Raw genomic sequence first — 19,704 nt, 5'->3', positions numbered from 1 at the left:
CCGAATTAAAAAAAAGAGCCTCGCCAAGGCAATTGGCGAGGCTCTTTCCATTTCGGGTGACCTGAAATCCAGATCGTCTATTCGTGGATCGTATATTCGCCGAGTTCGCAGAGATCCTGCGTGTCCTCGGTCGTATCGAGGGCCGAGCCCTCTTCGAATTCGAATCGCATGTCGTATTTGCAGACGTCCCGCCCGTCGGCAATGGTGATTTCCATGCTCTCGCCAGGGTTCAGGACCTGCCGACCGAAAACATCGTCTTCCCACTCATTGACGCCGACCGGCGACGTATAAAAGTTCGTCAGGACCACGCTGGTGTTGTTCTTCAGCTGGAAAACCAGGTCGTCCGCGTGCGCCTCAATAGCGGTCGTCGCAAAACACGCCAACGCCGTCAGGATCAGTCTCTTTTTCATTGATGCCATTGCCTCCGTTCTTAATGTTGACGGACGCTACCGATGCGGCTGATCTCAGCGGAGTCATCGTTCCCCCTCTACCGATTTCACCGAAGCGATAAGATCCGACGGAGGCATAGGAGACGTGGCTTGCGCGGACGTGGGGTCGCGCGCACATCCTCCAACTCGCTGAAAGACAAGAGAAGCTCCCCAGTCGCGAAGGCATTGACGAGATACCAGTTTCCTGGCCATCGCGAAAATACGCGTCGAACTCTCATCCTGTGGAAAGCAGCCATTCGCTGATTCCACTTTGTATTTTTCAGAAAATGCCTCTTGCGGATTTTCTGCAATCATTCTAAATCCGCGCCAACGCTTGGTTATCCAAGCAGTGAGGCCTCGTGGCGGAGTGGTGACGCAGAGGACTGCAAATCCTTGTACCCCGGTTCAATTCCGGGCGAGGCCTCCAAAATCTTCACCTCATTCAAAGTGTAGACACGACGCCTTCAACACGAACGCGTCGATTTCTGCCGTTTGCTATCTTAGCACCAGGGCGTCGGGCGTCCGTCCCACGGGCGCACCAGCCCCTCGGAAACAAGCACGCGTCCAAGAGATTGATCGCCGCGGGTAACCAGGCGCAGTTTTTCGCCGGCCTTGGCGCCTGATCGCCCGCCTGCCGAAACCAGCTTGAAGTCGCCCGCGTTCAGCAACTCGCGCAGGCGCTGCTTGGCGTAGAAGCCACGCGAACGCTCCTTGTCGCAGCTTGCCTGGCGGATTCGCGGCGCATCGACGTCGGCGACACGAATCGTCTCGCCATGAAAGACGAAAGTGGCGCCATCGATCACGCAGTTGTCGTTGCGAATGCCGCAGAAATAAAACTGGTCGGTACGGATGGACGCCGTCTTCACCTCTTCATTCGGTCGCACGACAGGGGTGGGTGGCGTGACGCCGACATTCACCGACGGTACCGGTGCGGCCAGAGCGACCTTCGTGACCGGGTCGGGCTTCGGATTCGGCTTGTGCCTGTCCGCCTGATGCGCGACGCGCTCCTGCGCTTCAGGAACGGCACGCGGAGGCTTCGGCTTCGTCTCCGTTCGCGACGCAAAGGCCACGACATCGGAAACCACGGGCCAGTGCCGCAACTCGGCGCGATGGTCATAGGCCATGACGCCGCCAAGGGTGAGCGCTGCGGCCAGATACCACGGCGCCATGCCGCCCTGCTTGCTGCTGCTTCTGCCCGAACTGCGGCGTCGACGTTTCGTAGTGGCTTTGGCCATCGGTCCCCATCCTGATTCGAGACCGCATTATGCGTTTGATGGGTTGCCGAAAAGTTTTCGAGGGTACCCCAACAGAGGGGAAGACTGCGACGAACCGGTCATTCGCCCTGCGCATCACGGCCGTTCTTGAAATATTCGGGAATCGAACCGCGACCGCCCGAAGATTGGAAACGGCCCTGCCCGCAACAAGAGGACCGGCAATCGCCGTGCGGGTCAGGAGCCTTTCGAAGAATTGGTCTTCCCGCGCCAGCGCGCCCACCAGACGGCCAGGCGACGACGACGGCGGCGAACCGAGGGAATGTCGTGGGAAAGCACGATCAGGCCCAGCGGTATCATCCAGAAGCCCAGCACGGGCAGGAAACCGAGAAAACCGCAGAACACCAGCAGCGAACCCAGCAGGATGCGCAAGAGCGGAGAGTCGGGCAGCGCGATGCGCCATTTGCCCAGCACGATCTGTCGTGTCTGCGGATCAATGCCGAAATGCATCTGCTTCCTGTTTTTATTCATCATTCCCTATCCGGCGTGTTTTCCCACAATTGGGGACTTCTCCACAGCCTGACAACGGAACTTGTCATTTTTTTTGAAAAAAGCGCTTGGCAAATCAGAAAAGCATGCGTATTAGCAGCCTCACTTCTGAAGCGCACAGCACAACAGCGGCGCGGATGATCCCTGGTAGCTCAGCGGTAGAGCATTCGACTGTTAATCGACAGGTCGCCGGTTCGAATCCGGCCCGGGGAGCCACTTTCTAAAAGAGCCATTTGCAGCGATGCGAATGGCTCTTTTTCATTTTGCACCTATGTTCCCTAGGTGATCAATCCCCAAACTCCCGATGGTTCTCCATGACAAAGGCCGCGGCGCCACCCATCATCGTCTGGTTCCGCAAGGATCTTCGCCTGGCCGACAATCGCGCCCTTTCGGCCGCTGCCGGCGAAGCCGCCGTCATTCCCCTCTATATTCGCGAACCCGCTGACAGCGGCAACGGTCCGCTCGGCGCGGCTCAGGAGTGGTGGCTGCACCATTCGCTTGAAGCTTTGGGCGCAAGTCTTGCCGAGCGCGCTTCAAGCCTCGTTCTTCGATCAGGCACGCCGCTGGACGTGATCGTCGAGATCGCGCGCGCAAGCGGCGCGGAGCGCATCTACTGGAACCGCCGCTACGACCCGAGCGGCATCGCCACGGATACCGCGCTTAAGAAGGCGCTGGCCGAACGGGGCATCACCGCCGAGAGCTTTGCAGGGCAGTTGCTGCACGAGCCCATGCGGCTGCTGACGACGACGGGCGGCCCCTACCGCGTGTTCACGCCGTTCTGGCGCGCACTCGAGTTGAAAAACGAGCCGGCACCGCCGATCGACCGGCCGCACCATATTGCAGCACCGGAAACCTGGCCGCGATCGGAGCACCTCGACGACTGGTCGCTGTTGCCGACAAAGCCGGACTGGGCAGCAACATTCAGCGAGGTCTGGACGCCGGGCGAAGACGGTGCGGCCACCCGCCTCGAAGAATTCATCGACGAAAAGCTCGACGCCTACAAACGTCGCCGCGACTTTCCCGACGCGGATGGCACATCCCTGCTCTCGCCCCATCTGGCGTTTGGCGAAGTCTCGCCGGCGCAGGCCTGGCATGCGGCAGCGGGACCCCAGGCCGACAGCGGCGAAGGGGCTGCCACTTTCCGCAAGGAACTCGCCTGGCGCGAATTCTCTTACCATCTGCTGTTTCACTATCCTGAGCTTCCCCGCCGCAATCTCGACCGTCGATTCGACCGCTTCCACTGGCTGAACGACGACGACGAATTCACCACCTGGACCAAGGGGCTCACCGGATACCCGATCGTCGATGCCGGCATGCGCCAGCTGTGGCGTCACGGCTATATGCACAATCGCGTCCGCATGATCGTCGCCTCCTTCCTCATCAAGGACCTGCTCGTCGACTGGCGAAAGGGAGAAGCGTGGTTCCGTGACACGCTGGTCGATGCGGATCCGGCCAACAATGGCGCAAGCTGGCAATGGGTCGCCGGGTCGGGCGCGGACGCCGCACCGTTCTTCCGGATCTTCAACCCGCTGCTCCAGGGCGAAAAATTCGACCCCGACGGTCTCTATGTGAAACGCTTCGTGCCGGAGCTGGAACGCCTCCACCCGCGCTATGTCCATCGCCCTTTCGCAGCGCCCGCCACAGCCCTTGCCGAAGCCGGCATCGAACTTGGCACGACCTACCCCAAACCGATGGTCGACCATGCCGTTGCGCGAGATCGGGCACTGGCGGCTTTCCGGCAGATCACAAGCGCGCCGGGAGATTCCGAAGGCCCATAGAGCCTCCGGTAGAATTCCTCAGTTGGCGTCTCGCCCGATTGCGGCTAGGCTCACCTTACGGATGCAACAGCTGAGGGGGTGGTGTATGCGTAACCTGGAAGCCGATTTTGCTGCATTTGCCGATGCCGTAGAGCTATCTTCCGACAACCTGGCGACGGTCGTGCGGGATTTTCCGCTCAAGGCGCGCATGGTGCTTGGCGCCCTGGTGCACCTTCAGGTGGGAACGCTGATGCTCGCCACGCCAGATGGCCGCCGGCTGGTGATCAAAGGCGCCAGGGCCGGCCCCAGCGCCATCCTCAATCTCAACAACTGGAACCTGCCCCAGCGCGCCATTTCAGGCGGCACCATCGGGGCCGCGGAAAGCTACATCGACGGCGACTGGGACAGTCCCGATGTCGGCGCCTTTCTCGAACTCTTCCTCGTCAACGCCGAAATCGGCAATAATTTCCCGAACCGCGCGCGCGGGCTTCTGCGCCTCTTCGACAAGTTCCTGCACTGGCGCAATGCCAATACCCGCTCCGGTGCCCGCCGCAACATCCAGGCCCACTACGACCTCGGCAATGCGTTTTACAGCGAATGGCTCGATCCGAGCATGACCTATTCGTCCGCGCTCTACGCCACCGGCGCCAACGATCTCCGCTCCGCGCAGAAAGCCAAGTACCGCGCGCTGGCCGAGGCGACGAATCTGCGCGCCGGCGACCACGTGCTCGAGATCGGTTGTGGCTGGGGCGGTTTTGCCGAGTTCGCGGCAGCGGAAATCGGCTGCAAGGTCACCGGGCTGACGATCAGCCGCGAGCAACTGGCCTTCGCCCGCGAGCGCATGCAGCGGGCCGGCCTTGCCGACCGTGTCGAACTGAAGTTCCAGGACTATCGCGAGGAAACGGGCACCTATGACCGCATCGTCTCGATCGAGATGTTCGAGGCCGTCGGCGAAAAATTCTGGGCGACCTATTTCTCGCAGCTGAAGCGGTGCCTGAAACCCGGCGGCAAGGCCGGACTGCAGATCATCACGATCAAGCCCGAATCCTACGAGGAGTATCGTTCCAATCCGGATTTCATCCAGAAATACGTCTTCCCGGGCGGCATGCTGCCGACGCGCGAGCATCTGGTCGAGCTTGGCCGCAATGTCGGCCTGCGGATGATCAACGACTTCGGCTTCGGGGTCGACTACGCCCGCACGCTCGGCGAATGGCGGGAGCGGTTCTGGGCGGTCTGGAACCGGATCGAGCCGCTCGGCTTCGACCTGCGCTTCAAGCGGCTGTGGGAGTTCTACTTCTACTATTGCGAGGCTGGCTTCCGCGCCCGCAACATCGATGTCCGACAGGTCGTCTTCGAGTGAAGCGCACGCCGCGTCTTTACCGCGTCACCCGTAGCGCTTAAGAGGCGGTCGATCCAAGTTTCTGTTCAAAGGTACAGCATGCGTCTTGCATGGTTTTTCCTCGCGCTCGCCATCGCGACTGAAGTGGTAGGCCTGACGGTGATGAAGGCCGCCTCCGAAAGCGGCTCCTACCTCGGCCACATCGTCATGTATGTCTCGATCGCGCTGTCCTACGTATTCCTGGCGAAGGCCGTGAAGACGATATCGGTCGGCGTGGCCTACGCGATCTGGGAAGGTTCGGGCGTCGCCATCATCACACTGGTTTCGGTTTTCGTCTTCGGCCATGTGCTGACCGGACGCGAAATGCTCGGACTTTCGATGGCGATCGTCGGCATCCTGCTCGTCAATGCCGGTGAGTATCATGAGGAAGCCGAAGCAGCGAGTGAAGGAGCCGCCGATGAGCGCGCCTAGCATCTACTTCGTTCTCGCGGTCGTGGCCGGCATCCTCGATATTGGGGCCAACCTTGCATCGACGAAATCGGAGGGGTTCGCCCGCCGTGGCTGGGGCATCCTCTCGATCCTGCTGGTGCTCGCCGCCTTTGCCTTCCTCGCGGAAGCCACCAAGGGCATGGAGCTCGCCATTGCCTATGCCGTGCTTGGCGCAACCGGGATCTTCGGAACGGCCATCTGCGGCCGCTTCCTGTTCGGGCAGAAGCTGAAGCCGATCGGCTGGGTCGGGCTGGCGCTCATCTTCGGCGCGGTGCTGGTGCTTCACACCGCCTGACGCGGCTGCCCGCCGGGTCCGGCGTGCTTCTTGCCTTCCATGGCCTCCGCCTTGCCGCGGGTCAGCCAGCTCAACACGCGGAAATAGAGGCTGTAGGGCAGCAGGTCCATGAGCTTCACCGCGTAGGCAAAGCGGCGCGGGAAGGCAATCTCGAACCGTCGCGACTTCAGCCCGGCGACGATACGCCTTGCCGCCTCCTCGCTGGTCACCGGCGCAGGTCTCAGAAATCGGATATGTGCGGTCCCGGGCGTATCGACGAAGCCGGGGCTGATGATCTGCAGCCGGATGCCGAGCCGGTCGAGATCGAACTTCAGGCTTTCAGCCATATTGATCAGCGCGGCCTTGGTGGCGCCATAGGCGGCACTGGTCGGCAATCCGCCATAGCCGGCCACCGACGTGACGATGGCGATGTGTCCGTACCCCTGCGCCTTCATATGCTCCACCGCCGGCAAGAGACAGTTGACGACGCCGTTGAGGTTGACGGCAAAGCTCTTCTCGAAGGCCTCGCGGTGAAGCTCGTCTCCCCGCACCGGCAGCGCGACCCCGGCGTTCAGCACCACGAGCGAAAGATGCCCGTGATCGTATTCGATCGCCGCCATCACCCGCTCCATGTCGGCGGGGTCGGTGACATCGCCGTCGAGCACGGTGATCCGCCCTTCACTTGCCGCTTCATGCTGCAGATCCACGAGCCTGTCGTGGTTTCTCGCCGTCACGACGACGGAGTAGCCTTCGCGCACCAGCGCAAGCGCCAGTGCCCGCCCGGTTCCCGAGCTTGCACCCGTTACCCAAGCCAGTTTCTGTTCCGATTTCGTAGATTGAATACTCATCACTCACTCCTCGGCACGCGCCGGGAAACACGTACGCATCTCCTTCTGTGGGCGAAAAATGACTTGCCCGGCCCTTCTTCGCGGCAGCGCTCCTTGCCGCCGGCTCTCGCAGTCCCTGGAGACGATTTTTGTTCGGGACAGAGCGACGGCGAAACGCTATTTCTTGCCTGAAGTGCAGGCTGAGCCGAAAACACGCCAACATTTCGGCGGTCCCGGAACGTTGTCGATATTCGCCGCCCGCCGTTCGTTTTTACCTGGTACGTGCCGCCTTGCCGCGGTGCCTGTCTTCAAACACGAGGTTCTGAAAATGGCCATTCTCCCGTCCGTGCTCGAAGCAATCGGAAACACGCCCCTGATCCGGCTGAAATCCGTTTCCGACGCGACAGGCTGCACGATCCTCGGCAAGGCCGAGTTTCTGAACCCCGGACAATCGGTGAAGGACCGGGCAGCCCTTTCGATCATCCGCCATGCGGAACGCACCGGGCAGTTGCGGCCAGGCGGCGTCATCGTCGAAGGCACGGCCGGCAACACCGGTATCGGGCTGGCGCTCGTCGGCCAGGCGCTCGGCTACCGCACCGTCATCGTCATCCCGGAAACCCAGAGCCAGGAAAAGAAGGACGCCCTGCGGTTGCTTGGCGCCGAGCTCGTCGAAGTGCCGGCCGTTCCCTATAAGAACCCCAACAACTACGTGAAGATTTCCGGCCGCCTTGCCGAGCAACTGGCCAAGTCCGAGCCGAACGGCGCGATCTGGGCCAACCAGTTCGACAACGTTGCCAACCGCGACGCCCATGTGGAAACCACGGCGCCCGAGATCTGGCGCGACACGGATGGCAAGGTCCACGGCTTCATCTGCGCCGTCGGCTCCGGCGGAACGCTGGCCGGTGTCGCGCAAGGGCTGAAGGCGAAGAACCCGGCGATCAAGATCGGCCTTGCCGATCCGCAAGGGGCCGCACTCTACAATTTCTACACCAATGGCGAACTGAAGTCCGAGGGAAGCTCGATCACCGAAGGCATCGGCCAGGGCCGCATCACCGCCAACCTCGAAGGCTTCACGCCCGACTTCTCCTACCAGATCCCCGATTCGGAGGCAGTGCCATACGTCTTCGATCTGATCGAACGGGAAGGCATCTGCGTCGGCGGTTCGACGGGCATCAACATCGCCGGCGCGGTGCGGCTCGCCAAGGATCTCGGACCGGGACATACGATCGTGACGATCCTGTGCGACTATGGTAACCGCTATCAGTCGAAGCTCTTCAACCCGGACTTCCTCGCCTCCAAGGGGCTGCCGGTTCCAACGTGGTTGAAGACGGCTTCCAACATTGCAGTGCCATACGAATCAGTTGGATAGGAATGCGATGACCAGGACCGTGACCGCCCTCTTCCGTGAAGACTTCTACCTCTCGACCTGCGAGGCCAGCGTCACCGGAATCCTCGAAGACGGCGGGATCGAGCTTGATCAGACCTGCTTCTATGCCACCTCCGGCGGCCAGCCCGGCGACACGGGCTTTCTGGAGCGCGCCGATGGCAGCCGCATCGACATCGCGGTCGCCCGCCATGGGGAGACCAAGGACATCATCGTCCACGTGCCGGCCGAGGGCCAGCCGGCACCCGAGATCGGCGAGAAGCTGGTTCTGCACATCGACTGGCCGCGCCGCTACCGGCTGATGCGTATGCACACAGCCTGCCACCTGCTTTCGGTCGTCTGTCCCTTCCCGATTACCGGAGCCTCGGTCGGCGAGGACGAGAGCCGTGTCGATTTCGACATGAGCGAGACGATCGACCGGGACGAGGTCACGACAGCGCTGATGAAGCTGGTCGACGAAAACCACCCCGTTTACGTCCAGTGGATCACCGACGACGAACTCGCCGCCAACCCTGGCATCGTCAAGTCGAAGAATGTTCGCCCGCCGATCGGCCTTGGGCGCGTCAGCCTTGTCTGCATCGGCGAGAACTCGGCGATCGACAGCCAGCCCTGCGGCGGCACACATGTGTCGGAAACGCAGGAAGTCGGCGCCATCCACATCGCCAAGATCGAGAAAAAGGGTAAGGAGAACCGCCGGTTCCGTATCCGCTTCGGCACCCCCGAAGACCGCGCATCAGTTTGAGTAAGGAGTTGCGACCGTGACCAACAACAAGAGCGCCTTTGTCGTTTCCGCCGATTGGCTGCAGGAGCGCCTTGGCGATCCCTCGATCCGGATCCTCGACGCGTCGTGGTACCTGCCGGCACAGAAGCGCAACCCGAAGGCGGAATACGACGCCGGCCACATTCCCGGTGCGGTCTTCTTCGACCAGGACGCCATTGCCGACCATACGAGTGGCCTGCCGCACACCTTGCCTTCGCCGGAAGCCTTTGCCGAAGCCGTCGGCGCGTTGGGCGTCAGCGAGAGCGACACGATCGTCGTCTATGACGGCCCCGGCATCATGACGGCGCCGCGCGTGTGGTGGGAATTGCGCATCATGGGCGCCAAGAATGTCTATGTGCTCGATGGCGGCATGGACGGCTGGAAGCGGGAAGGCCGACCCGTGAGCACTGACGTCCCCTCGCCCAAGCCAGCCACGTTCAAGCCGAGCTTTACGCCGGCCGCGGTCACGTCTCTCATGGGAATGAAGCAGATCGTCGCCGATGGCGCGATCCAGATCGCCGACGCCCGCGGCGCCCCGCGTTTTTATGGCGAGGAAGCCGAGCCGCGCGCCGGTCTTCGTTCGGGCCACATGCCGGGCGCCCACAGCCTGCCGTCCGGCGTCTTTTCGGAAAACGGGAAGCTCAAGGATCTCGAAAGCCTCCGCCAGACATTTGCCGCCGCCGGCGTCGATCTTTCGAAGCCCGTGGTCACCACCTGCGGATCGGGCGTGACTGCCGCCATCATCACCCTGGCGCTGCAGTCGCTCGGCCACACCGACAACACGCTCTATGACGGATCCTGGTCGGAATGGGGCGGACGCGCCGACACCGCTGTCGTCACGGGTCGCGAGTGACGCCATGCGCACTCCGAAGCTCGCCTCGCTGACGGCGCACGTCACCGAACTCGAAATGACGGCTCCGCCGAAGCAGAGCCTGCCGATGCCCGTCAATATCCAGACCGCGATCCTGCGCGTCTCCGACATTCCGCTCGGCTACTATCGGTTTCTCTATCTGCGCGTCGGACGCCGCTGGCATTGGACCGAACGGCTGCGGATGAGCGACGAGGATCTGGCTGCCCTGCTTGGAGACAAGCGGCGGAGCGTGACGGTCCTTTACGTCAACGGCGCGCCGGCCGGTTTCTTCGAGCTGCATCAGGGCGACGACGACGTGGTCGAGCTTGTGCATTTCGGGCTGATGGAACACGCACTCGGCCTCGGGCTCGGCAAATGGTTCTTGCTGCAGACGCTGTTTGCCGCCTGGGCGTTGAACCCGAGCAAGCTGACGGTGACCACCAACAACCTCGATCATCCCCGCGCGCTGCAGCTCTATCAGCAATTCGGCTTCTCGCCGGTCGCGACCCGCGAAGCCACGGTCGAGCCTTTGACCGATGCCGAGCTTCTGAGCCTGGTGAAAAATCTCTGACGAGCACCATCCGGCAAGTTCCGGGTGTCCAGATGGCCGCGGCCGGTGCACTCTCCTGATCGAACAACAAAAGCCGATCAAGGAGATACACTATGTCGTTGCGCTATATTCCGATGTCTGACGCGGAAGCTCGCCGGGTGAGAGAAGGCGGGCTGGACGCCTATGGCAATGCGCCGGAGCGACAGATCTCCGATGGCGGCGGCGTACCCTGCCGTCATTGCCTGGATTATGTCGAGGCCGGCGCGCCCTATCTGGTTTTCGCGCTTCGACCGTTTTCCAGCCTGCAGCCCTATGCGGAAACCGGGCCCGTGTTCATGCATGCCGAGGCCTGCCCGGCGCATGATGGCAACGCGTTGCCGCCGATCCTGAACTCACGCGCCGACTATTTGCTGCGCGGCTACGGCGCGGACGAGCGCATCGTCTATGGAACTGGCGACGTCGTTGTCAGGGAAGAAGTGGAAAGTCGTGCGACAGAATTACTGTCGAGACCGGACGTTACGTCCGTGCACGTCCGTTCCACCCGGAACAATTGCTACCAGTGCCGGATAGAGCTGGCCTGAGACGAAATCGGCCCGGCATTACTGCCGGGCCGATACCATTGTCAGGCGACGTTCAGCACTGCCTCGGGCGCATAGGCATCATAGCCCAGCGCTTCGGCGACGGGCGCGTTGGTGACGCGACCGCGGTGCACGTTGAGGCCCGCGCGCAAATGCCGGTCTTCGGCGATCGCCTTCAGGCCCTTGTCGGCGAGCTGCAGACCATAATGCAGCGTGGCGTTGTTGAGCGCATGCGCCGAGGTCACAGGCACCGCACCCGGCATGTTCGCAACGCAGTAATGCACGATGCCGTCAACCTCATAGGTGGGGTCGGAGTGCGTCGTCGCATGCGAGGTTTCGAAGCAGCCGCCCTGGTCGATGGCGACGTCGACGATGACAGCCCCCTTCTTCATGCCGGTCAGCATTTCGCGGGTGACGAGCTTCGGTGCCGCAGCGCCCGGAATCAGCACGGCCCCGATGACGAGATCGGCCGAGAAAACCTCCTCTTCCAGTGCATCGATAGTCGAATAGCGCGTGTGTACGCGGCCGGAAAAGAGATCGTCGAGCTGGCGCAGACGCGGGATCGAGCGATCGATGATGCTGACGTCAGCCCCGAGCCCCGCCGCCATGCGGGCGGCATGCAGGCCGACGACACCGCCGCCGATGACGGTCACCTTGGCCGGCAGCACGCCGGGAACGCCGCCGAGCAGGATGCCGCGGCCACCATTGGCCTTTTGCAGCGAGGTCGCACCGGCCTGGATCGCCAGGCGCCCGGCAACTTCTGACATCGGCGCGAGCAGCGGAAGGCCGCCGCGATCGTCGGTGACGGTCTCGTAGGCGATCGCCGTGACGCCGGAATTGAGCAGCCCCTTGGTCTGGTCCGGATCGGGCGCAAGATGCAGATAGGTATAGAGAATTTGGCCTTCGCGCAGCTGTGCCCATTCGGAGGGCTGCGGCTCCTTGACCTTGACGATCATGTCCGATTTTTCGAACACGTCCTTTGCCGTCGCGACAATTTTCGCGCCAGCGGCACGGTACGCATCGTCGTCCGCGCCGATCCCTGCCCCGGCCTTGGTCTCCACGATTACCTCGTGGCCATGGGCAACATATTCACGCACCGAGCCGGGCGTCAGGCCGACACGATATTCATGGTTTTTGATTTCCTTCGGGCAACCGACACGCATTCTTGCGTTCCTCTCCTGTTATTGGCTTTTGCGCCGCTTTTGACGAGGCAATCAGCAAAACACGCGGACAATCGAATGTCCTTGCAAAGATCAAAGCCAACGCGCATTGATTTCGAATAATATTGCGACAATAGGCGCAGGATTGAGGGAAATCACCAATGAGCGAACTTGACGCCATCGATCATGCGATTCTGCGCATTCTTCAGCAGAACGGTCGGATCTCGAATGCCGACCTCGCGGCCAAGGTCGGGCTCTCGCCGTCGGCCTGCTCGCGCCGGGTCGACATCCTGGAAAAGTCGGGAACGATCGCCGGATACCATGCCCGGATCGCCCACAAGGCGCTCGATTACCAGATCATGGTTATCGTGCACATTTCGCTCTCGGGGCAGTTCGCCAAGACGCTCGCCGAATTCGAGGCGGCGGTAAAGCTCTGTCCGAACGTGCTCGTCTGCTACCTGATGTCGGGGGAATACGACTATATCCTGCGAGTGGCGGCCAAGGATCTGCAGGACTATGAGCGCATTCACCGCGACTGGCTTTCGGCCCTGCCCCACGTGGTGAAGATCAACTCGAGCTTTTCGCTGCGCGAAATCATCGACCGGCCGAATGTCGGCATCTGAAGGCCACCGAAAGACCTATCGGCCGACGACGCAATTGCGGCCGCGTCCCTTGGCGGCATAGAGCCTCAGATCGGCCTGCGCCAGCAGATGCTCGACCGAGCTCCCATCGGCCGGCGTTGACGAGAGCCCGATGCTCGCCGTCACCGGGCGCCCATCCGGCGTCGACAACTGGCTCGATATCGCGATCCGGATTTCATCGGCGCGCCGCAGCCCATCGGCGTGATCCATCTCCGGACAAAGGATGACGAACTCCTCGCCACCGTAGCGGAACAGGCGGTCGACGGGGCGAATCTTCGATTTCACCGTTTCGACTAGCTGTTGCAGCACGCGGTCGCCCTCGAGATGCCCGAAGCGGTCGTTGACGCCCTTGAAGTGATCGACGTCAATGATCATCAGGGTGACGGCAGCGTTCGCCACGGTCGCCGCGCGCAGCATTTCCGGTGCTTCGACCTCGAACCGGCTGCGGTCGAGCGAGCCCGTCAGCGTGTCCTGCCCGGAGCGCGACAGCAGGTCCTCGTAGCGTTCGCGAAAGGTCAGCGTGTTGAAGATGTCGCCGAGCGGCCGGTCCGACATGGCAAGCGACGGGTGGCGCGAGAGGTTGAGATAAAGGCCGACGGCAAGGGCATAGAAGGGTGCCGCCAGCATCTTCGCCATCCAGCCGCCCCAGAAGACCTCCGCCGGCGCGTCGTTCCACCAGCGCAGCGCCGCATAGAAGGCGGCCTGGTCGAACGTGAGCACCACGACACCGCAGATGAGGAAACGGACGGTCACGAAGTGACGCAACCACCGACCGAGGCGCTCGTAGAGCAGGATGATCATCAGCGCATCGAAGTAGAGGATCGTCGTCCCCCAGACCATCAGCCATCCCATCTCGTCGATGAAGGCGAGGTCGGCGGAGCGCTCCGCGACGATCGATACCGTATCGTGCTGCCGCAGCAGAAGGCTGAGCGCCACGGTGAGGAAATTGCCGGCGAGCAGGCCATAGATCGGTTGGCGCACCGTTGCTGCGTCCTCCTTCACATAGAGGAGGAGGATCATCATCAACTTGCCGGAAAACAACACGGCCGATCCCGGCGAGATCACGCCGAACGGCAATTGCACATAGAAGACCGCAGCGAGATAGGTTTCGATGAAGTGCATGACGCCAAGGGCGGCGACAAATACCCCGAGCCCCAGTCGGGCACGAAGGTGCAACAGCCCGATCATCGCCGTCACGTAGACCAGCGCCTCGCCGACGAAGAGAAGAAGGTTGGCGTTTGGCATGTGCTTGAGAAAGTTCCGTTTCCTGGAGCACCGTTAACCAGGAAACTTGAAGAAAACTTTACCAGGTGCCCGCAGTTGCTCGACCTTTCAGTGCGAAAATCTGCCGCTTTCGGAAACGGCGGCTTTCCGGCATAGTCGGCGCCAACCCACCGTCGTTCGCTGACCAGCGCACAAAACTCCCGATTGTATTCCTTTTCCATGAAGACCCGCATTCTTGATAAATGGAGGACCGCATGACATCGATGACTTCCCCGCTTCACCTCACGCGCCGCTCGCTTCTCGCGGGGGCCGCGGCCTCCTCGGCACTCGTCATGCTGCATCCATTCTCGGCGCGCGCCGCCGCCAATCAGGCGCATCTCAGGATCATGGAATCGACGGACTTGCACGTCCACGTGTTCCCCTACGACTACTATGGCGACAAGCCTAACGACACGGTCGGCCTTGCGCGCACCGCCTCGATCATCGACGCCATCCGCGCCGAAGCGACGAACTCCATCCTCGTGGATAACGGCGACTTCCTGCAGGGCAATCCGATGGGCGACTACATTGCCTATCAGCGCGGCATGAAAGATGGCGACATCCACCCGATCGTCGCCGCCATGAACGTGCTCGGCTATGACTGCGGCACGCTCGGCAACCACGAATTCAACTATGGCCTGGACTTCATGTTCAAGGTGCTGAACGGGGCGAATTTCCCCGTGGTCTGCGCCAACCTGACGAAAGGATCGCTTGCCGCCAATGCGCGCCAGGACGAACTGTTCCTGAAGCCCTATGTCATTCTCGACCGCAAGGTGAAGGACGGTTCCGGCCAGGAGCATTCGATCCGCGTCGGCCTCATCGGCTTCGTACCGCCGCAGATAATGACCTGGGACGCCAAGCACCTGGAAGGCAAGGCCAACGCCCGCGACATCGTCAAGGCGGCCGAAGCCTGGGTGCCGCAGATGCGCGAAGAAGGCGCCGACATCGTCGTGGCGCTCTCGCACTCCGGTATCGGCCAGCAGGCCTATGCGGAGAACCTCGAGAACGCCTCCGTACCGTTGGCCGCAATCGAAGGCATCGATGCGATCGTCACCGGCCACAGCCACCTGGATTTCCCCGGGCCGAAGTTCAAGGAGATTGCCGGCGTCGACAACGAAAAGGGACTGATCTCCGGCAAGCCCGGCGTCATGGGCGGCTTCTGGGGCTCGCATCTCGGCCTGATCGACCTGTTGATCGAGCGCGACGGCGGCAAATGGCGCGTCGTCAGTTCGACGAGCGAGGCACGCCCGATCTATCGCCGCGAGGACAAGAAGGTCATCGCCGAGGTCGCCGACAAGCCGGAGGTCCTGGCGGCCGCGCAGAAGGACCACGAGGCGACGCTTGCCTATGTGCGCACGCCCGTCGGCAAGACCAGTGCGCCGCTCTATTCCTACTTCGCCCTGGTTGCCGACGATCCGTCGGTGCAGATCGTCAGCCAGGCGCAGACCTGGTATATCAAGGAGATGCTGAAGGAGACCGAACACCGCGACCTGCCGGTGCTTTCGGCGGCCGCTCCCTTCAAGGCCGGTGGTCGCGGCGGCGCCGACTACTACACCGACGTTCCGGCCGGCGACATCGCCATCAAGAACGTCGCCGATCTCTACCTCTATCCGAACACGGTGCAGGCCGTGGTCATTACCGGTGAGCAGGTACGCAACTGGTTGGAAATGTCGGCCGGCATCTTCAACGAGGTCAAGCCGGGCGCTTCCGACGCGCCGCTGATCAACGGCGGCTTCCCGTCCTACAATTTCGACGTCATCGACGGGGTCACCTATCAGATCGACCTTTCCGTACCGCCGAAATTCGACAAGGACGGCAACACGATCAACGCTGCCTCGAACCGCATCAAGAACCTGCAGTTCAACGGACAAGCGATTGATCCGGCCCAGAAATTCGTCGTGGCCACCAACAACTACCGCGCCGGCGGCGGGGGCAACTTCCCCGACATCGGCGCCGACAAGGTGGTCTTCGTGGCGCCCGACACCAACCGCGATGTGGTGGTCCGCTACATCATCGACCAGGGCACGATCAACCCGTCGGCCGACGCCAACTGGACCTTCGTCCCGCTCGCAGGCACCAGCGTGACCTTCGACAGCGGACCGAAGGCGCGGCAGTTCCTGGCGCAGGTGAAGGGCGTGACGATCGAGGACGCCGGTGACGCTGCCGAGGGTTTTGCGCGTTTCCGCATCAAGCTCTGAGCCACGAATCGATCAGTGGGCTGCCGCTTGCGGTGGCCCACACACTTGGCGCCTGGCCGATCCAGCAGGCTAAACCGCCGGCTCAAATCCGCGACACTTTTGCCGCGAACATGAGCTCACACAGGCAAGCTTCTGTTTATTTTAGACTATCTTGAAGAGACGCGCGCGGCTCAGACCTGGCGCGACGGGGCATCGTCGGAAAACAGCGACGGGCCGGTCTGATCAATGATCTGGCGCCCCTTGCGCAGTGCCGCGTCGATCGCGTCCTGCTCGGACGTGAAGAGATCGGCGCGGATGAAGCTGCGGACCTTGGCGCCGCCTTCGGCCGAGACTTTCTCGATGTTGCCCGCCAGACGAAACTGGGAGCCCTCGCGCATCGGAGTCGCGCGGATGGTGCAATCCGCATAGGCCTCGGATTTCCCCGGTGCTGCCTGCGCCTGGTCTTCAGAGTTGCCGGAGCGGCCGAACAATTTCGAGAAAAACGATGCCATGCCCAAGACTTAGACGCCGCGGCCGACACTGTCAAAGCTTAAGTGCCGATATTCGACCGCGACGCCCCCACGCCGATCAGATGATGAGGTTGGAGAGGATCTCGTTCTCGGTAATGTCCTGATAGCGCAGCCCCGCAGCGTCGAAGCGAGCCTTCAGCACGGGGAAGTTCTCCGCATGTTTCGTTTCGATGCCAATCAGAATGGAACCGAAATTGCGGGCCGACTTCTTCAGATACTCGAAGCGCGAGATGTCGTCTTCGTCCCCAAGCAGGTTGAGGAAATCGCGAAGCGCGCCCGGCCGCTGCGCCATGCGCAGGATGAAATACTTCTTGAGGCCGGCATGGCGCATCGCCCGCTCCTTGACGTCGGGCAGGCGCTCGAAATCGAAGTTGCCGCCGGAAACGACCGCCACCACCGTCTTGCCCGCAAGCGCCTCGGGGCCCAGCGCTTCGAGCGCCGAGATCGAAAGGGCGCCGGCCGGCTCGAGCACGACGCCTTCGACATTCAGCATGTCGACGATCGTCCGGCAGATGGCATTTTCGGCCAGCAGCATAACCTGGTCAGGCGAGAAGCGCCGCAACGCTGCAAAGTTCAGATCGCCGATCCGCCCGACAGCGGCACCGTCGACGAAGTTGTCGACCTGGTCGAGGGTGACAACGCTGCCGGTTTCCAGGCTTTCCCGCAGGCTCGGCGCACCCGACGGCTCGCAGAAGATGAAATGATCGGCCGCGACCTTGTCCTTGAGGTAGCCGGTGACGCCGGCGGCAAGGCCGCCACCGCCGACCGGCAGAACGACGAGATCAGGGACCACGCCTTCCGGCAGTTGCCAGGCAATTTCCGCCGCGACGCTTGCCTGCCCCTCGATGATGTCGGCGTGATCGAAAGGCGGCACCATGACGCCGCCGATCGCTTCCACGTGGTCGCGGGCAGCCTTGTAGCATTGGTCGAAGATATCGCCGACCAGCTTGATGGTGATGAACTCACCGCCGAACATCCTGGTCTTGTCGATCTTCTGCTGCGGCGTCGTCACCGGCATGAACACAACACCCGGAACGCCGAAATGGCGGCAGACGAAGGCGAAGCCTTGGGCATGGTTGCCGGCCGAGGCGCAGACGAATGTCTTCCCCGAGGCACCGGCACCGATCGCCTTGCGGAAGAAGTTGAAGGCGCCCCTGATCTTGTAGGAGCGAACCGGCGAAAGATCCTCGCGCTTGAGGTAAATGTTGGCGCCGTAGCGCGCGCTCAGGTGCTCGTTGAGCTGCAGCGGCGTCGGCGGGAAGATCTCCCGCAAGGCTTCGGTTGCGGTTTCGACATCCTGCTTCATCACGTGCGGTCTTCCGTTGAGTTGGTCGCTGGCGGTCGCTATTGCACATCGCAACGCCCGAAGCCATGGCTTTGACTCGAATCGGGCCGACGTTGAAAATGGCGTACCGCCCAATCCACCGGCACGCCCACACTGTTCTTCCGGGAAATGAACGCTTGAACGCAACCCTGATCCGGCATGCCGTGCACATTTCGGCGATCCTCGGCATATACCTTGCCTGCGCCATGCTGGTGCCGGCGATGGTCGATCTCTATTACGGCCATTCGGATTGGCAGATCTTTGCCGCCTCGGCGTTCATGGTCGGTGGTCTTTCGCTTGCGACCTTCATGGCGACGCGCATGGGCCCGCCGCCGTTTTCAAAGAAGTTCGGCTTCGTCCTCGTCAACATGCTGTGGGCGGTATTTTCGGTTGTCGGCGCGATCCCGCTCTGGCTGTCGTCGATGAAGCTCGATTTTGCCCAGGCGCTGTTCGAATCCGTCTCGGCCATCACGACGACCGGCGCGACCGTGATCGTCGGCCTCGACGACGCACCGCCGGGGCTCCTGCTCTGGCGTTCGCTTTTGTGCTGGCTCGGCGGCATCGGCATCGTCGTGCTTGGCCTGTTCATCATCCCTTATCTCAGGGTCGGCGGCATGTCGTTCTTCAAGATGGAGTCCTCCGACACCAGCGACAAACCCTTTGCTCGCCTCGCGAGCTTCAGCCGCGCCTTCCTGGCGATCTACGTTGTCATCACGCTTCTCTGCACGATCGGCTACTTCCTGACGGGCATGAACCGCTTCGATGCGATCAACCACGCGATGTCGACGGTGGCGACGGGCGGTTTTTCCACCCATGACGCATCCTTCGCCTACTTCGGCAGCATTCCGTTGCTCTGGACCGCCACCTTCTTCATGGCGCTTTGCAGCCTGCCCTTCTCGATCCTGATCGTGCTGGTCGCCCGCGGCAGGCTCGATGCCCTGCGCGACCCGCAGATCATCGTATTTCTAGGCTATCTCTCGGCCTTCTCGATTGCCGTGGCCATCTACCACCGGCTCGCCAATGGCGTGGAATTCCACCTGGCGCTGGCGCATTCCTTCTTCAACATCACCTCGATCCTCTCGACCAGCGGCTATGCCAGCCAGGACTACAGCCTCTGGGGGCCCTTCGTGATCATCGCAGCCTTCATCGCCACCTTCATGGGCGGTTGCTCCGGCTCGACCGCCGGCGGGATCAAGGCCTATCGCTTCATCGTGCTCTTCAATGCGATCCGGTCGGGGCTGAACAAGATCGTCTACCCCAACGCGATCTATGCGGTGCGCTATGGCGGCAACACCGTCGACGCTGACACGCAGCGCTCCATCTTCCTGTTCTTCATCACCTATATCCTGCTGTGGGTGCTCGGCAGTCTCGCTATGGGCGCGCTCGGCTACGATCTGGTCACCGCGACCTCGGCGGTCATTACCTGCCTTTCCAATGTCGGCCCGGGCCTTGGTCCGATCATCGGCCCGGCCGGCAACTTCTCGACGCTCGGCGATCCCGAACTCTATCTGCTGTCGCTGATGATGCTGCTCGGTCGTCTCGAAGTGCTGACCGTGCTGGTAATCCTGACGCCGGTCTTCTGGAAGCATTGACCATTCGCCTCGCGGCCCTAT

The 19,704-nt window shown here is 62.1% G+C and carries 20 protein-coding genes and 2 tRNA genes; 14 read left to right on the top strand and 8 right to left on the bottom strand.

The features are described 5' to 3' along the window. Positions 1–77 precede the first annotated feature (77 nt). A complete protein-coding gene (locus tag ACIQUG_RS03160; RefSeq protein ID WP_402317288.1) occupies positions 78–419 on the bottom strand; it encodes a hypothetical protein in 342 nt (113 codons plus the stop codon). Positions 420–781: 362 nt separating this feature from the next. On the opposite strand from ACIQUG_RS03160, the gene ACIQUG_RS03155 reads away from it, so the two are divergent. Then, positions 782–855 (top strand) — tRNA-Cys (locus ACIQUG_RS03155). A 73-nt stretch (positions 856–928) separates the two neighbouring features. On the opposite strand, the gene ACIQUG_RS03150 is transcribed toward ACIQUG_RS03155, so the two are convergent. Then, the gene (locus ACIQUG_RS03150; RefSeq protein ID WP_402317286.1) at positions 929–1,663 is read right to left on the bottom strand and encodes a thermonuclease family protein; all 735 of its coding nucleotides are present in this window, start codon (positions 1,661–1,663) and stop codon (positions 929–931) included. Between the two features lie 213 nt (positions 1,664–1,876). Further along, positions 1,877–2,170 carry a hypothetical protein gene (locus ACIQUG_RS03145; protein WP_043614612.1) on the bottom strand — a complete coding sequence of 98 codons (294 nt, stop codon included), beginning with the start codon at positions 2,168–2,170 and terminating at the stop codon, positions 1,877–1,879. Positions 2,171–2,329: 159 nt separating this feature from the next. On the opposite strand from ACIQUG_RS03145, the gene ACIQUG_RS03140 reads away from it, so the two are divergent. From ACIQUG_RS03140 to ACIQUG_RS03120, 5 genes are all read left to right on the top strand, one after another. Next, positions 2,330–2,404, top strand: a tRNA-Asn gene (locus tag ACIQUG_RS03140). Between the two features lie 98 nt (positions 2,405–2,502). Then, positions 2,503–3,966: a cryptochrome/photolyase family protein gene (locus ACIQUG_RS03135; RefSeq protein WP_402317283.1), complete on the top strand. Its 1,464-nt coding sequence runs from the start codon at positions 2,503–2,505 to the stop codon at positions 3,964–3,966. Positions 3,967–4,051: 85 nt separating this feature from the next. Then, a complete protein-coding gene (locus tag ACIQUG_RS03130) occupies positions 4,052–5,305 on the top strand; it encodes a class I SAM-dependent methyltransferase (RefSeq protein ID WP_402317280.1) in 1,254 nt (417 codons plus the stop codon). Positions 5,306–5,383: 78 nt separating this feature from the next. Beyond that, positions 5,384–5,755, top strand: coding sequence for an SMR family transporter (locus ACIQUG_RS03125; protein WP_402317278.1), 372 nt, complete (start codon positions 5,384–5,386; stop codon positions 5,753–5,755). Further along, complete coding sequence (locus ACIQUG_RS03120; RefSeq protein WP_043620407.1) at positions 5,742–6,068, top strand: SMR family transporter; 327 nt, start codon at positions 5,742–5,744, stop codon at positions 6,066–6,068. Before ACIQUG_RS03125 ends, ACIQUG_RS03120 begins: the two co-directional genes overlap by 14 nt. On the opposite strand, the gene ACIQUG_RS03115 is transcribed toward ACIQUG_RS03120, so the two are convergent. After that, positions 6,056–6,898, bottom strand: coding sequence for an SDR family NAD(P)-dependent oxidoreductase (locus ACIQUG_RS03115; RefSeq protein WP_402317274.1), 843 nt, complete (start codon positions 6,896–6,898; stop codon positions 6,056–6,058). The genes ACIQUG_RS03120 and ACIQUG_RS03115 overlap by 13 nt on opposite strands. A gap of 304 nt (positions 6,899–7,202) precedes the next feature. Between ACIQUG_RS03115 and ACIQUG_RS03110 the strand changes: the two genes are divergently transcribed. From ACIQUG_RS03110 to ACIQUG_RS03090, 5 genes are all read left to right on the top strand, one after another. Beyond that, complete coding sequence (locus tag ACIQUG_RS03110) at positions 7,203–8,243, top strand: cysteine synthase A (protein WP_402317271.1); 1,041 nt, start codon at positions 7,203–7,205, stop codon at positions 8,241–8,243. 7 nt (positions 8,244–8,250) lie between these two features. Further along, positions 8,251–9,000, top strand: a complete 750-nt coding sequence (locus ACIQUG_RS03105; RefSeq protein ID WP_402317268.1) for an alanyl-tRNA editing protein — start codon at positions 8,251–8,253, stop codon at positions 8,998–9,000. A 16-nt stretch (positions 9,001–9,016) separates the two neighbouring features. Then, the gene (gene sseA, locus ACIQUG_RS03100; RefSeq protein ID WP_402317266.1) at positions 9,017–9,871 is read left to right on the top strand and encodes a 3-mercaptopyruvate sulfurtransferase; all 855 of its coding nucleotides are present in this window, start codon (positions 9,017–9,019) and stop codon (positions 9,869–9,871) included. Positions 9,872–9,875: 4 nt separating this feature from the next. Next, complete coding sequence (locus ACIQUG_RS03095) at positions 9,876–10,439, top strand: GNAT family N-acetyltransferase (protein WP_402317263.1); 564 nt, start codon at positions 9,876–9,878, stop codon at positions 10,437–10,439. Positions 10,440–10,531: 92 nt separating this feature from the next. Beyond that, positions 10,532–10,999 carry a DUF1203 domain-containing protein gene (locus tag ACIQUG_RS03090; RefSeq protein ID WP_402317260.1) on the top strand — a complete coding sequence of 156 codons (468 nt, stop codon included), beginning with the start codon at positions 10,532–10,534 and terminating at the stop codon, positions 10,997–10,999. 41 nt (positions 11,000–11,040) lie between these two features. On the opposite strand, the gene ald is transcribed toward ACIQUG_RS03090, so the two are convergent. Further along, entirely contained in the window at positions 11,041–12,159 is a 1,119-nt protein-coding gene (ald, locus tag ACIQUG_RS03085) for an alanine dehydrogenase (RefSeq protein ID WP_402317258.1), read from the bottom strand. A gap of 158 nt (positions 12,160–12,317) precedes the next feature. Between ald and ACIQUG_RS03080 the strand changes: the two genes are divergently transcribed. Then, the gene (locus ACIQUG_RS03080; protein ID WP_034791115.1) at positions 12,318–12,779 is read left to right on the top strand and encodes an Lrp/AsnC family transcriptional regulator; all 462 of its coding nucleotides are present in this window, start codon (positions 12,318–12,320) and stop codon (positions 12,777–12,779) included. A gap of 15 nt (positions 12,780–12,794) precedes the next feature. Here the strand turns inward: ACIQUG_RS03080 and ACIQUG_RS03075 are convergent, their stop codons facing one another. Next, positions 12,795–14,042, bottom strand: a complete 1,248-nt coding sequence (locus tag ACIQUG_RS03075) for a diguanylate cyclase (RefSeq protein WP_402317254.1) — start codon at positions 14,040–14,042, stop codon at positions 12,795–12,797. Positions 14,043–14,284: 242 nt separating this feature from the next. Between ACIQUG_RS03075 and ACIQUG_RS03070 the strand changes: the two genes are divergently transcribed. After that, positions 14,285–16,258, top strand: a complete 1,974-nt coding sequence (locus ACIQUG_RS03070) for a bifunctional 2',3'-cyclic-nucleotide 2'-phosphodiesterase/3'-nucleotidase (protein ID WP_402320541.1) — start codon at positions 14,285–14,287, stop codon at positions 16,256–16,258. Between the two features lie 170 nt (positions 16,259–16,428). On the opposite strand, the gene ACIQUG_RS03065 is transcribed toward ACIQUG_RS03070, so the two are convergent. Both ACIQUG_RS03065 and ilvA read right to left on the bottom strand, forming a co-directional pair. Then, the gene (locus ACIQUG_RS03065) at positions 16,429–16,749 is read right to left on the bottom strand and encodes an HlyU family transcriptional regulator (RefSeq protein WP_112984212.1); all 321 of its coding nucleotides are present in this window, start codon (positions 16,747–16,749) and stop codon (positions 16,429–16,431) included. 76 nt (positions 16,750–16,825) lie between these two features. Continuing rightward, positions 16,826–18,073 carry a threonine ammonia-lyase gene (ilvA, locus tag ACIQUG_RS03060; RefSeq protein ID WP_402320538.1) on the bottom strand — a complete coding sequence of 416 codons (1,248 nt, stop codon included), beginning with the start codon at positions 18,071–18,073 and terminating at the stop codon, positions 16,826–16,828. Positions 18,074–18,228: 155 nt separating this feature from the next. On the opposite strand from ilvA, the gene ACIQUG_RS03055 reads away from it, so the two are divergent. After that, positions 18,229–19,683 (top strand): TrkH family potassium uptake protein, encoded by a 1,455-nt coding sequence (locus ACIQUG_RS03055; RefSeq protein ID WP_402317251.1) that lies wholly within the window; start codon positions 18,229–18,231, stop codon positions 19,681–19,683. Positions 19,684–19,704 lie beyond the last annotated feature (21 nt).

The sequence above is a fragment of the Ensifer sp. NPDC090286 genome, from assembly GCF_044769565.1.
In the GTDB taxonomy this organism is placed as follows: domain Bacteria; phylum Pseudomonadota; class Alphaproteobacteria; order Rhizobiales; family Rhizobiaceae; genus Ensifer.
The sequence above is the reverse complement of the archived record's forward strand: the minus strand, read 5'-3'. Positions and strand labels throughout refer to the sequence as shown.